The organism is Aquitalea sp. (assembly GCF_030150775.1).
Classification (GTDB): domain Bacteria; phylum Pseudomonadota; class Gammaproteobacteria; order Burkholderiales; family Chromobacteriaceae; genus Aquitalea; species Aquitalea denitrificans.
The window spans coordinates 83406-96751 of the sequence record NZ_JASLFG010000036.1; the positions used below are offsets into that span (position 1 = coordinate 83406).

The 13346-nt window shown below is 60.3% G+C and carries 13 protein-coding genes; 7 read left to right on the forward strand and 6 right to left on the reverse strand.

Features of this window, described 5'->3' with window-relative positions; all coding sequences use genetic code 11:
- Positions 1-22 precede the first annotated feature (22 nt).
- On the forward strand, positions 23-790 hold the full coding sequence (locus QVF59_RS12440; protein ID WP_287880288.1) for an alpha/beta hydrolase: 768 nt from the start codon (positions 23-25) through the stop codon (positions 788-790).
- Positions 791-838: 48 nt separating this feature from the next.
- Here QVF59_RS12440 and QVF59_RS12445 read toward each other — a convergent pair whose 3' ends face one another.
- Positions 839-1141 (reverse strand): fimbrial protein, encoded by a 303-nt coding sequence (locus tag QVF59_RS12445; RefSeq protein WP_287880289.1) that lies wholly within the window; start codon positions 1139-1141, stop codon positions 839-841.
- 373 nt (positions 1142-1514) lie between these two features.
- Between QVF59_RS12445 and QVF59_RS12450 the strand changes: the two genes are divergently transcribed.
- The 4 genes from QVF59_RS12450 to QVF59_RS12465 all read left to right on the forward strand — a co-directional run bounded on the left by QVF59_RS12450 (position 1515) and on the right by QVF59_RS12465 (position 5385).
- Positions 1515-3548 carry a prolyl oligopeptidase family serine peptidase gene (locus QVF59_RS12450; protein WP_287880292.1) on the forward strand — a complete coding sequence of 678 codons (2034 nt, stop codon included), beginning with the start codon at positions 1515-1517 and terminating at the stop codon, positions 3546-3548.
- 64 nt (positions 3549-3612) lie between these two features.
- Positions 3613-4323 carry a glutathione S-transferase family protein gene (locus QVF59_RS12455; protein WP_287880293.1) on the forward strand — a complete coding sequence of 237 codons (711 nt, stop codon included), beginning with the start codon at positions 3613-3615 and terminating at the stop codon, positions 4321-4323.
- A 59-nt stretch (positions 4324-4382) separates the two neighbouring features.
- Positions 4383-4916, forward strand: coding sequence for an arsinothricin resistance N-acetyltransferase ArsN1 family B (locus QVF59_RS12460; protein ID WP_159880164.1), 534 nt, complete (start codon positions 4383-4385; stop codon positions 4914-4916).
- Between the two features lie 106 nt (positions 4917-5022).
- On the forward strand, positions 5023-5385 hold the full coding sequence (locus QVF59_RS12465; protein WP_287880297.1) for a cupin domain-containing protein: 363 nt from the start codon (positions 5023-5025) through the stop codon (positions 5383-5385).
- Between the two features lie 67 nt (positions 5386-5452).
- Here QVF59_RS12465 and QVF59_RS12470 read toward each other — a convergent pair whose 3' ends face one another.
- Entirely contained in the window at positions 5453-6085 is a 633-nt protein-coding gene (locus QVF59_RS12470) for a YceH family protein (RefSeq protein ID WP_159880160.1), read from the reverse strand.
- A 175-nt stretch (positions 6086-6260) separates the two neighbouring features.
- On the opposite strand from QVF59_RS12470, the gene QVF59_RS12475 reads away from it, so the two are divergent.
- On the forward strand, positions 6261-7010 hold the full coding sequence (locus tag QVF59_RS12475) for a TlyA family RNA methyltransferase (protein WP_159880158.1): 750 nt from the start codon (positions 6261-6263) through the stop codon (positions 7008-7010).
- Between the two features lie 96 nt (positions 7011-7106).
- Here QVF59_RS12475 and QVF59_RS12480 read toward each other — a convergent pair whose 3' ends face one another.
- On the reverse strand, positions 7107-7565 hold the full coding sequence (locus QVF59_RS12480) for a universal stress protein (protein WP_159880156.1): 459 nt from the start codon (positions 7563-7565) through the stop codon (positions 7107-7109).
- A gap of 362 nt (positions 7566-7927) precedes the next feature.
- Here QVF59_RS12480 and QVF59_RS12485 point away from each other — a divergent pair, with 362 nt between their 5' ends.
- The gene (locus QVF59_RS12485) at positions 7928-8152 is read left to right on the forward strand and encodes a hypothetical protein (protein WP_159880154.1); all 225 of its coding nucleotides are present in this window, start codon (positions 7928-7930) and stop codon (positions 8150-8152) included.
- A 6-nt stretch (positions 8153-8158) separates the two neighbouring features.
- Here QVF59_RS12485 and ggt read toward each other — a convergent pair whose 3' ends face one another.
- The 3 genes from ggt to QVF59_RS12500 form a co-directional block, all read right to left on the reverse strand.
- A complete protein-coding gene (gene ggt, locus QVF59_RS12490) occupies positions 8159-9877 on the reverse strand; it encodes a gamma-glutamyltransferase (RefSeq protein ID WP_287880303.1) in 1719 nt (572 codons plus the stop codon).
- Positions 9878-10033: 156 nt separating this feature from the next.
- Positions 10034-11386, reverse strand: a complete 1353-nt coding sequence (locus QVF59_RS12495; protein ID WP_287880306.1) for a glutamine synthetase family protein — start codon at positions 11384-11386, stop codon at positions 10034-10036.
- Between the two features lie 214 nt (positions 11387-11600).
- Positions 11601-13211 carry a methyl-accepting chemotaxis protein gene (locus QVF59_RS12500; RefSeq protein ID WP_287880308.1) on the reverse strand — a complete coding sequence of 537 codons (1611 nt, stop codon included), beginning with the start codon at positions 13209-13211 and terminating at the stop codon, positions 11601-11603.
- Positions 13212-13346 lie beyond the last annotated feature (135 nt).

Here is a 13346-nt window from a genome sequence, read left to right on the forward strand (position 1 = left end):
GGGTGATACAGGGAGGGCGGGGATGAAAACGACAATGTGGCTGCTGTTATGCCTGTGGTGGACATCAGCACAGGCTGCGGAACAAATGTTGCGGCTGAATACCCGGCCCGGTGTCATACAGGGCTTGCTGCTGCTGGAGCCGGCAGGCAAGCCCGTGGCCAGTCTGATTCTGTTTACCGGCGGTGATGGCGTGCTCAAACTGGGGGACGATGGCCAGCCGCATGCCGGCGCGGGCAACTTTCTGGTGCGTACCCGCCAGCTATGGGTGGAACAGGGTTTTCAGGTGGCGGTGGTGGATGCACCGTCCGACCACCCTGACGGTATCAGCCGTGGCGACTTTCGCAGCAGTGCCGAACATGCCCAGGATATGGCGGTGGTGATCGACGCCCTGCATCAGCGGGCCGATGTACCGGTATGGCTGGTGGGAACCAGCCGTGGTACCACTTCGGCGGCAGCTGTTGCCATTCGTTTGCCTGAGCAGGTAGGCGGAGTGGTGCTAACCTCAACCATCAATCACGAGCGGGGCAATGTCGCGGCCATGAATCTGGCACAACTGACATTGCCGGTACTGGTGGTGCAGCATCTGCATGATCAATGCAAGGAAACGCTTTACCGTAACGTGCAGGCGGTGATGGATGGCCTGCATGCGACCAGAGCCCGCGAATTAATACTGGTTGATGGCGGTAAGGATACCGGTGACCCTTGCCAGCCCTGGGCTGCGCATGGCTATAACGGCATCGAGGCGGAGGTGGTGGGCAAGATCTCCAGCTGGATACGCCAGCATCTCTAATGCACCAGCTTGGGACACTTGCCACGACCAGCCATCGCCCTGGCAGGCTCAGTTGTAAATCACGGTGATGGTATCTCCGGTTTGCGTGCTGCCGTGCTGCATGTCGCTAGTGTGGTGGGTGAGCAGTACCGCCTGGGTCGCGGTAGCATCTGCGCAGCTGGGGGTCGGCGTGGCCTGCCGTGCCTGGCGATACGCTGCCGGTTGCTGTGCATAGTGCAGCCAGGTGCTGACCGGAATGCTACAGGGTGAGTTGACGATGGCTCCACGGAAGTTGATGGCGCCTGAGTTGGCAAATGCACCATGGCAGAACAGCATGGCGAGAACGGTGGCAGTGCAGGGCAGCTTTTTCATGGTGATCTCCCGAGTTGCTGTGGAATAATTTCGATTAATTTCAGAAATTTCCATACATCTTATAGAAATATCACAATGAATAGGCAATAGGTCTATTTGAAAGCATTTGCTTTGTTGATGATATTTATTTGGTAATACATTGTTGCTTTTGAAATTTAATTTTTAAAATTAAGCTATTTAACGCTACTTTTTCTTGTCGTTTTAAATAAAACTTAAGGTAATGCTGGGGGCCTCTTCAGTGTGTTTTTCTGGCGATTACCGATTTTAACTATCCTAAAGTATCGGTACGCTTTCAGCCGTATTCCTACCTTTCCTGCAGTATTTCGCCACGCCGATGCTAAGCTGTGCGCCTGTTTGCACTTCTGGTTCTCCCATGTCCCACCTTCCCGATACTCACCAGTGGCTGGAAAGCCTGGACGACCCCGCCGTAGACAGCTGGGTTGCCGTACAGAACAGCCGTACCCAAGCCATCCTTGATGCTGATGAGCGCTATGCGCCCTTGCGCCAGGAAATCCTGGATCATCTGCGCGATACCCGGCAGATTCCCTTCTTTTCCGAACACGCCGGCTGGCTGTACAACTTTCATCAGGATGAACACCACCCGCGCGGCATTTACCGCCGCACCACGCTGGCGGACTATCAGGCGGCCAGCCAGCAATGGCATACCGTGCTGGACGTGGATGCCATTGCCGCCGCGGCCGGCAAGGATTGGTATCTGGATGGGGTGGCGCACTGCACGGTGCAGCCTTCCCGCGTGCTGGTGCACTTGAGCGAGGGCGGTGGCGATGCCAGCCTGGCCTGGGAATACGATCTGGAAACCGCCAGCTGGGTGGAGCAGGGCTTTCGCTTTCCGCACGGCAAAAACCATATTGCCTGGCGCGACCCGGACAGCGTTCTGGTATGTCCCGGCTGGAAGGGCGCACCACTGAGCCGTTCCGGCTACCCGCGCGAAGTGTGGCTGGTGGAACGCGGGGCCGACGGCCAGCATCAATGGCAGCAGCTGTTTGCCGCCGACCCGGAGGCCATGATGGTGGCCGCCTGGCGTTATCTGGACGGGCCGGATGGCTGGCTGGACCTGATCGAAGCGGCTGACGGCTTTTACAGCAAGACTTACCACCTGATCGACGCCGCCTTGCGGACTCACCCGCTGCCGTTACCGCCCAAGGCGGATATCGAGGCTTATCTGCATGGCCAGTTCATCGTCAAACTGGCGGAAGACTGGTGCTGGCAGGACAAAACCCATGCCGCCGGCAGCCTGCTGGCGGTGCCGCTGGCCTGCCTGCTTGGCGATGAGGGTGGCATCCAGCTGCTGGTGGCCCCGGCAGCCAGGCTGGCGGTGGAGTCGGTGGAAACCACCCGCAGCAGCGTGGTGGTGAACCTGATCGACAATGTGCGCAGTCGTCTGTTGGCTTTCGACTGGCAGGATGGCAGCTGGCATGCCCGCAGCCTGCCGGTGCCCGACAGCGGCGTCATCGAATTTGCCGACCAGCCCTGGAACAGCGATGTGCTGTGCTACAGTTTCAGCGACTTCCTCACCCCTACCGGCCTGTATCGGCTGAATGTGGCTACCGGCGAGCACAGCTGCCTGCGTCAGCAGCCCGCCGCATTCGATGCCAGCCGTTTCGTGGCCGAGCAGTGCCGGGCCACCGCGTCCGATGGTGTGGACATTCCCTATTTCGTGGTGCGCGCCCGCGATACGGTACTTGATGGCCAAACTCCGACGCTGTTGTACGGCTATGGCGGTTTTGAAGTGCCGATGATGCCCTACTACGTGGAAAACTTCGGCGCACACTGGCTGGAAAAGGGCGGAGCCTTCGTGCTGGCGTGCATTCGTGGTGGCGGGGAATTCGGCCCCGGCTGGCATCAGGCGGCGCAGGGTATTAAGCGCCCGGTATCGTTTGATGATTTCTGCAGCGTGGCCGAGGCGCTGATCGGCAGCGGCCTTACCAGCCCGGACAAGCTGGGCATTGAAGGCGGCAGCAATGGCGGCCTGCTGGTGGCCGCCTGCATGGTACGTCGGCCAGAATTGTTCAAGGCCGTGGTGTGCGAGGTGCCGCTGCTGGACATGCTGCGCTACACCGAGCTGCTGGCCGGTGCCAGCTGGATAGACGAATACGGCGATCCGGCCGACCCGCAGCAGGCGGCAGCCTTGCAGGCTTATTCTCCCTATCACCAGCTGCAGGCCGCGGTGCCTTACCCGCTGCCCTTGTTCACCACCAGCACGCGGGACGACCGGGTACATCCCGGCCATGCGCGCAAGATGGTGGCGCAGATGCAGGCGCTGGGGCATCCGGCCTTGTTGATGGAAACCGATGCCGGTGGCCATACCGGCAATGCCGGTCAGGAGCAGACCGCGGCGGAACTGGCGCGGGTGCTGGTGTACCTGTATCAGCAACTGATGGATTAAAGCCATCGTCATTGTCCGGCGGCGGTGCTAGTCTGGGCGATCCCCGCCCTGTGGAGAAGCTTGCATGATCACGCTTTACACCTTCGGGCCGGCATTCGGCCTGCCCGACCCCAGCCCCTTTGTCATCAAGGCCGAGCTGCTACTCAAGCTCTCCGGCCTGCCTTACCGCAAGCAGCGCGGCAGCATGCGTGGCGCACCCAAGGGCAAGCTGCCGTATATCGATGACGATGGTACTCAGGTGCCGGATTCCACCCTGATCCGCCTCTATCTGGCCAGCAAGCATGGCATCTCGCTGGATGCCGGACTGTCCGATGCCGACAAGGCCGTGGCCTGGAGCATGGAATGCCTGTGCAGCGACCATCTGTACTGGTGTGTGGTGCATGAACGCTGGCTGGATGATGCGGTGTTTGCCCGCGGTCCCGGGGTGTTTTTCCAGCGTGTGCCATTCTTGCTGCGCGGCATGGTCATCCGCATGATCCGGCGCAAGGTGCGCGGCAATCTGCACGGCCAGGGCCTGGGCCGGTTCAGCCCGGAAGAACGCAAAACGCTGTTGCAACTGGATATCGCCAGTCTGGCGGCGCTGCTGGCAGACAAGCCCTATATGCTGGGTGCGGCCCCGTGCTGGCTGGACGCCACCGTATTTGCCTTTCTCGCTTCGGCCCTGCTGGCCACGCTGGGCGATACCCCCAGCCAGCAGGCGGTGCGGCAGCATCCGAATCTGCAGGCTTATGTCGAGCGGCTGCGTCGGCAATATTTTCCCGACTGGACGACCTGAGCATGACTGGCGCGTTTCTTGCTGAGTAGAACGATATCATCCAGCCCCTGACCCTGAGCATGAGCCAAGATATTCACATCCGCCCGGCCACGGCGGCCGACGCCGCCAGCATTGTGGCGATTTACAATCCCTACGTGCGGGACACCACCATCAGCTTTGAAGAACAGGAAGTCAGTGCGGAAGAAATGGCTGAGCGTGTGGCCAAGGTGCAGCAGCAAGGCCTGCCCTGGCTGGTAGTGGAACTGCACGGCGAGCTGCTGGGCTATGCTTATGCCACACGCTGGCGGGTGCGCCATGCCTATCGCTTTGCGGTGGAAACTTCGGTGTATTTTGCCGCAGCCGCCCGTGGCCAGGGCTTGGGCAGCCGGCTGTACCGCACCTTGTTGCAGCAATTGCGCGATCTGGGAGGGCACCTGGCCATTGCTGGTATTGCCTTGCCCAATCCACCAAGCATTGCCTTACATGAGAGCCTGGGATTCCAGCAGGTGGCCACTTTTCACGAAGTTGGCTGGAAGGCAGGTCGCTGGCTGGATGTAGGTTATTGGGAATTGCGGCTGAACGAGGGTGTACCTGCTACCGTGGAAAATGCCTGAGGAATGCCCCGGCCTGGTCAGGCCTTCACCAGTCTGGTGCATGCAGAATTTGCCGGCTTGCCCTGTTTTGTGCGAAATTTGATCAAATAAAACAGGAGAAGTAGGTATGACCCAGGCTAGCGACATCATCGTTTTTCAACGCAACCCGGTGCGGGTGGAGCAGTTTGCCGCACCGGCCGAACGCCGCATCGACGGCGAATGCGCCCAGACGGTGGAGAACCATTATTCCGATCCCAGCGGTCAGTTTCATGCCGGTATCTGGAGCGGCGGCTGCGGTAGCTGGCGCGTGAAATACCACGAGCACGAATTCTGCACCCTGCTGGAAGGCTATGTGCGCCTGACCGATAAGCAGGGCGACAGTGTAGAGCTGTATGCCGGCGACCATTTCGTCATCCCTGCCGGATTCGAGGGCATATGGGAAGTGCTGGAGCCAGCCCGCAAGACTTACGCCATCTTCGAGCCCAAATAGGTCCGGATGGGTGTTGCAGACAAAAGCCCCGCTCTGGCGGGGCTTTTGCTGTTGGCAGAACCGGCTGCTATTCGCCCAGGCTATGCTCCAGCTGTTGCAAGCGGGTCTTGAGTGCGGCTACCTCGGCTTCCAGTGCGGCTACGCGCCCGGTCAGACCAACATCAATCACTGCTGCCGCGGCAACGGTTTCGCTCAGAACCGGTTCGCCACTGAGCAGATGGCACCAGCGGGCCTCGCGTTCTCCGGGCTGGCGCGGCAGCTTCTGTACCAGCGGCGGATATTTGTCTGCCAGTGCCTCCAGCGCTGTTTCCACTTCCTCTACACTGGCAAAGCTGTAGATACGGCCCGCGCGAGTGCGGATTTCGGCACTGGTCTGCGGCCCGCGCAACATCAGTAGGGCCAGGGCGGCCAGACGGGCTCCGTCGATATTCCATTCATAGTTCAGCCGGTGCTCGTACTTGGCCACCCTGCTGCCGGCTGGCAGGCGCTCGGCAATCAGTTTTCTGCTCAGCAGACTGTCCAGCGCCGCGCTCAGGTCGGCATCGGACAGCTGCATGACCGGTTCACGGCTGGTCAGCTGATTGCAGGCGGAGGACAGGCTGTTGAGCGTCAGCGGATAGGCGTCCGGCGTCAGCGCCTGTTTCTCGATCAGTGCGCCCAGCACACGGACTTCTGCTGCGTCCAGTTGGTGTGTGTCCATCGTTGGCTCCTTGTTGCAATGTGCACATCATCGCACCAAGCAGGGCAGGCGACCAAGCCTTGTCAACAGGGGCGTGACAGTTGGTGGCCACGGACGGTGACATGGCGTGGTGCTTGACAGGCTGCAGCGGACTGGCCACCCTGTCGCCTTTTGAAATGCAAGCAAGGAAATGGCGATGAAGCGGGTGGATCTTCTGTTGGTGGAACAAGGACTTGCCACTTCGCGCACGGCAGCACAAAGCCTGCTGGAAACCGGGCGGGTCAGCCTCAATGGCCAGGTTATCAGCAAGGCCAGCAGCAAGTTTCCTGCCGGTACGCCGCTGGAAGTCCGGCCGGACCCATCCGACCGCTTTGTCTCGCGTGGTGGACAGAAGCTGGATGCTGCCTTGCAGGAAGCCGGGCTGGATATTCATGGCTGGCGGGTGCTGGATGTGGGCCAGTCCACCGGCGGCTTCACCGATTGCGTGCTGCAAGCCGGTGCCGAGTACGTGGTTGGTGTGGATGTGGGGCATGACCAGCTGCACCCGCGGTTGTGGGATGATCCGCGCATTCGCTGTCTTGAAGGCGTGAATGCCCGTGAGCTGGATAGGCAGCGCCTGTTGCAGGCCAATGATGGTTTGCCCTTCGACCTGATGGTGTGCGATGTGTCCTTCATCTCGCTCACCCTGATCCTGCCCTCGGCCCTGCCCTTGCTGGGGGACAATGGCTGTCTGCTCGGCTTGGTCAAGCCGCAGTTCGAGGTGGGGCGCGGTGCGCTGGGCCATGGCGGCATCGTGCGGGATGAAAGCCTGTTTGCCGGTGTGCAGGACAAGATTGCCAATTGTCTGGACGATCTGGACTGGCGGGTGGAGCGCTGGATTGAAAGCCCGATTACCGGGGCCGACGGCAACCGCGAGTTCTTTGTATTGGCCCGTCCGCTGTTCTGAGCGGCCAAAGAAAATCCGCAGAGCGCTTGCACTCTGCGGATGGCAGCCGCCACCTTGCCTGTGGCCTTGCGCTGCAGTGGGATCAGGTTCTGGCGCTCAGTCCTCGTTGCCACGCACCACCAATAAGGGGCAGTGCGTCTTGCGCATGACGTTTTCGGCAAAGCTGCCCAGCAGCAGATGCGCGAGACCCGTACGGCCATGAGTGCCGATGACGATGAGTTCGGCATGGCGGCTGTCGGCAAAGCGGATTAGCGATTCGGCCATATCCTTGCCGCCCTCCCAGCTTTCAGCAATATGACAGTCTACCCGGCTGATACCTTCATTGATGGCCCGCTTTTCCGCCTTGTCCAGCAAGTCACGCGCCTGGCGAAAAGCCAGATCGTGCAACTGGTGGGTGTCCAGCGCACCCACGCCTTCAATGGCCATATCACGCAAACTGGCGACATGTACCAGGGAAATTCCTGAATCCGCAATTTTTGCTATCCTAATTGCCTCATCTAGTGCTTTTTCTGCGGTCTTGCTACCATCAACAGCAATCACGATATGTTGGTACATGGCACACTCCTCGTAAAACCATCATGTCTGCCAGCCAGTTACAGGCTGGCGCTGTCTGGCGCCTGGCATGGTAGCCATCAGAAGGGGCGCGACAGAATGTTATCTTTAGTTTTTAGCATACTAGTCAGGCCAGCCTGGCTTCCCGAACTATTTGTGAACTGCTTGATCTATAACAAATTCAAGTAAACAGCGTCGCCATTTAATGCCATTACGACAAATTGTCGTATGCTATCGTCTTGCACCAAGCCATTCAGGGAGACTGGTTTCACATCATGATGATCTTTGCTTTACTGTGTTTGCTGGCTATTGTGCTTGTTCTTGCCTGGAGCATACAGTCCGGGAGGCGAAAAAAAACCCAGCAAATGGCAGATAGTCGTATCTATGCCGCACATACCCAGTCGCGTCCGCTGGAACCGTTGGAACATAGCACAGGTCGCGCGTTTGGCCTGCTGTTGAAAGCTGCGCGGGGTGATCGCTCGGTGGTGGAAAAATGGATTACCAGCGAGCAGCACCAGCATGGTCAACCGCTTAGCCGTGAAGGTGCCATTGAGCAACTGGCACGTCGCCTACAGGCTTCGCGCCGTTAAGACTGCTCAGTCTCCCAGCACTACTCCTTCGCGGCGGGGGTCTGCCCCGCCAGCATAGCCATGTGCAGTCCGGACAATGGCGGACAGGCCGCTGGTCATCTCCACTTCCTGTACCGTATGGCCCAGTGCGCGCAATGCTGCCATTGATGACGCCAGTCCACGATTCTCTTCCAGTTCGGTATCGCCATTGCGGTTGCCATAGTGCGGCAGGCTGACCGCCTGCTGCGGGTCCAGTTTCCAGTCCAGCAAGCCCAGCAGCGTCTGGCTGACATAGCCGATGATCTGGCTGCCGCCCGGCGAGCCGGTAGCCAGCACAAACTGACCACGGTCATTGAATACCAGAGTGGGTGACATGCTGCTGCGCGGGCGCTTGCCTGCTTCCACCCGGTTGGCAACCGGTGTGCCATCCTCATCCGGGCGGAAGGAAAAATCGGTGAGCTGGTTGTTGAGCAAAAAGCCCTTCACCATCAGCCGGCTGCCAAACTGGTCTTCGATGGAGCTGGTCATGCTGACCACTCTCCCGGCGCGATCCACAATGTTCAAATGCGAGGTGGAGGGGAGTTCCGGTGCGCTGTCCCGGCCATAGAGGCTGAGCCGGATGCCGGATGGTTCTCCCGCCGTGGCGCGTCCCATGCTGCGGTCCGGGGCTATCAGCCGGCTGCGTTGCTGCAGGTAGTCGCGGCTGACCAGCGCCTGGCTGGGGACGGCGACAAAGTCAGGATCGGCCAGATAGCGGTTGCGGTCGGCAAAAGCCAGTTTGTTCGCCTCGGCAAACAGGTGGATGGTGTTGCTGCCAGTGGGCGACATGGTGGACAGGGGGAAGCGCTGCAGCAGTCCCAGCATCTGCAATACGGCCACACCGCCGGAACTGGGCGCATCCATGCCGCATACCTGCCAGCGACGATATGGGCCGCACAGCGGCTTGCGTTCAATGGCCTGATAGGCCGCCAGATCTGAAGCCCGCATGTGGCCGGGGTTCTCCTGGTGCCGGTTGATGGCATCGACAATGGCCTGGCCGATTTCTCCCTGGTAAAACGCTGCCGGACCACGCTGCGCCAGCTGTTCCAGCGTGGTGGCATAGTCCGGGTTTTTCAGGATGCTGCCCACCGGCAGCGGACTGCCATCCGCCTGATAGAAATAAGCCCGCGCCTGTGGGTCTTGTTGCAAGAAACGTTCCGTACCCAGCAAGGTGTGCAGGCGCGGTGAGATGGCAAAACCTGTCCGTGCCAGCTGGATGGCCGGCTGGAACAGGCTGGCCCAGGGGAGCTTGCCACCACGCTGATGTGCCAGCTTCAGCATGGCCACCACGCCGGGTACGCCAACCGAACGCCCGCCCACCACGGCGCGGTAAAAATCCATGGCCTTGCCGTCGGCCTGCAGGAATAAGCGGCTATCTGCCGTGACTGGTGCTGTTTCGCGGCCATCAAAGCTGGTGAGCTTGCGGCCATCGAAATACAGCATGAAAGCGCCGCCGCCTATGCCGGAGGATTGTGGCTCGGTCAGCCCCAGCACCAGTTGCGCGGCGATGGCAGCATCAATGGCGCTGCCACCGCGACGCAGGGTATCGCGTGCAGCCTGACTGGCGTAGGGATTGGCAGTGCTGACCATGCTGTGGCGGCTGTAAACCGCCGGACGGGTCTGAAAGCCGCTGGCCGCTTCCGGCGCCGCGGTATCGGCCAGCGTGCACAGCGGCAGCAGCAACAAGAGCAGGGCAGTAAAACGCATGTCATTCCTCAGGGAGGGACGGGGTTGGCAGTCTGGTCCTGACAGGACAGCAGCATGGTGGCCCAGGCGCGTGGCAGGGTCAATCCGGCGTAGTTGGCATGAAAAAAGCTGCCAGTCGCAGGAGGGCGGCTGACAGCTTTGTACGCACGGTGAAAATCAGGCCAGGGTGGTTAGGTACTGGCGTTCCCATGCGGTGATCTGGTTGTGGAAGTGGCTCAGTTCAATGTCTTTCACGGCCAGATAGGCATCGGTGAATTCCTGACCGAACAGGCGCTTGGCAGTGTCGTGCGCGGCCATCAGTGCGCAGGCCGCATCCAGCGTATTGGGCAAGGTGGCAGCATTGTCATTGTTGAAGACATTACCGACTGCCGCTTCGCTCGGGCTGCGTTTTTCTTCCACCCCCAGCAGGCCGGCACCCAGGCTGGCGGCCAGCGACAGATAGGGGTTGGCATCGCAGCCGGGCAAGCGGTTTTCCACACGGCGTGCCGCCGGGCCTGATACCGGCACGCGGATGCCGACCGAGCGGTTGTCTACACCCCAGCTGACATTGACCGGCGCGGCCAGGCCCTTGACGAAGCGGCGGAAGGAGTTGGGGCTGGGGCAAAACAGCGGCATCAGGTGTGGCAGGTACTGCTGCAGGCCGCCAATGTAGTGGAAGAAATCCGGACTGGCCTCGCCATCGGCCAGGCTGAACACATTATTGCCCTGGCCATCCACCACGCTCTGGTGCAGGTGCATGGAGCTGCCGGGCTGGCCTGACAGCGGTTTGGCCATGCATACCACGTTCAGGCCGTGCTGGTAGCCGATTTCCTTCAGCGCATACTTGAACAGGAAGGTCTGGTCGGCCAACGCCAGTGCATCGCCGTGCTTGAGGTTGATCTCGAACTGGCTGGGGCCCATTTCGTGGACATAGGTATCGGTGTCGATGCCCAGCTGCTCGCAGGCGCGGTACAGGTCGTCGAAGAAGGGTTCCAGGTCATTCAGCGTGGAGAAGCTGAAGGCATCGAAGCCGCTTTCGCGCCGGCCGGTACGCAGGGCCGGGGCCTGGTAGGGCTGATCGGCATCACCATGGGCGGCAAAAATGTAGAACTCCAGCTCCGGAGCCACCACCGGGGTCCAACCACGGGCCTGATAACGCGCCAGGATGTTTTTCAGTGCCGAGCGTGGAGCCAGCGGCGACAGGCTGCCGTCGTGGTCGATGTTGTCGCACACCACCATGGCGCGCGGGGTCTTGGCCCACGGCACCGGGTAGAGGGTGGCAAAGTCGGGGCGCAGTACTACGTCCGGGTCGTTTTCACCGTAGAAACGGTAGTCGGGAAATTCTCCCACGCAGGTCTGAATGGCCACGGCGCGGGCAATGCGCAATTCCTGGCCCTTGATCAGAGCCTGCGCGGGCAGGGTTTTGCCGCGCGGAAATCCGCTGACATCGGCAAAGGCAAGTTCAACGTCGCGGACGTTATGTTTGGTCAGCCATTCGGCCTGTGCAGCCGTGATGGAATGCTGGGACATGCAGGTCTCCCCTGGAGCGTTCTCGATTGTTTCATCTATCTGCCTGTCTGTCGGTGAATCATTTTTTTGGTTTTGTGGGCTGAGCCCTGTGGGCATTATGCCACTGGCAGTCCGAAGGGCAAGCCTAGTGTTGCCTTGCTGGTCGTGGATGGCTCAAATGCAGCGGCCCCGCACGCAGGCGGGGCCGGGTGTGTGCTGCCTTGGCTGTGTGGTGTCAGAGGCGGAAGCGCGAGACGGATTCGTGCAGCTGGCGGGCGTGGCCGTCGATATTGCGCATGGCGGTTACCGCCAGTTGTACCGAGGACTGGGTTTCTTCCACTACGCCGGCTACTTGTTCCACGCTGACGGCAATATTGGCCCCGGCCTGGCTTTGCTCGGTCATGGCGCTGACCACGGCATGCAGGCTTTCCAGCGCAGACTGGGCCTGACGGCTGATGGTATCCAGCGTTTGTGCGGCCTGATTGGCCTTGCCGACACCCAGTTGCACGGCTGGGCGGATTTCTTCCATGCGTCCGGCGACGGTGCCGGTTTCACTGACCACGGCCTGTACGATATGGGTGATTTCGTCGGTGGCGCTGGCGGTGCGCTCGGCCAGCTTGCGTACTTCATCGGCTACCACGGCAAAACCGCGACCCATCTCGCCGGCACGGGCTGCTTCGATGGCAGCATTGAGCGCCAGCAGATTGGTCTGGTTGGCAATGTCGCGAATGGTTTCGGCGATGCCACTGATATTGCGGGTACGCTCGGCCAGGCTGCCGACCAGGTCGCTGACATCACCTACCTGAGAGGCAATGGATTCGATACCGCTGGCGGCTTCCTTGGCGACTTCTTCGCCTTCGCGGGCCAGTTGGCTGGAGCGGCGCGCACCTTCTTCCGAACCACCGGCATTGTCCTTGACGTGGTCAATGCTGACCGACAGCTGTTCGATGGAGGCTGCTGCAGAGGCGGTGGAGTTGCTGGCAATGCCTGACACCTCGTCCACCTTTTGCATCTGTTCGGACAGCTGCTGGCCGGCATGGCCGATATCGTCAGTGGACTGGCGAATCTGGCTGATCATCTCGCGCAGCTTGTGTTGCATCTCCTGCATGGCAGCCAGCAGGCTTTGTGGCGGGCCATTGACTTCGATGTTTTCGGTGAGGTTGCCTTGGGCAATCTGGCGCACCACCTGGGCGGCATAGGCCGGCTCTCCACCCAGCGAGCGGATGATGCTGCGCGACATGGCGGCACCCAGCAGTACCAGTGCAACCACGGCAACTGCGCTGAGAATCAGCAATACCGTGCCTTGCTTCCAGAACAGCGCATCGATGTCATCAATGAAAAAGCCTGTGCCGATAGTCCAGCCCCAGGGGTCGAATCGCACCACGCCGTTGAGCTTGGGCAACTGCTCCTTGCTGTCCCCGCGCGAGGTCAGAATGGTGACGATGCCGTAGTGGTCTTTTTGCAGCGCCTCGTCATATACCGCTACGGTGGTGCGACCATCCGGCACCGTGCTGCCCATATCCACCTTGCCTTCGCGCTCGGCCTTGGGATGCAGCACCAGGCGGTTGTCCTTGTCACGGGCGAAGAAGTAAATATCGTTCACCTTCAGCGCCTTGAGCGATTTGCGCGCCATGTCCTGTGCCTGCGGGCGCGTCAGCTTGCCGCTGGCCTCCTGCTTGGCATAGTAGTCGAGGGTGTTTTCCGCCATGCGCAGCAGCAGCGTGATCTGCTCGCGTTTTTCACTCTGCAGCGTGCTGCGGGTGATATACAGCGACGTGGCGGCCAGGGTGATCAGGGCAATCAGGCTGGCGGCAATGATGATGATGAGGCGGGTATTGACTCGCACGGTAGGGTTCCCGTTAGCTGGAGAAATTTTTATAAGTGGTATGTATAAATATACCGAAGCATTATTAATACTAAATGTAGTAGTGCTGGGGAAATACTGCTGAAAACCCCAACATCCCGACATGCTTGTGGCAAT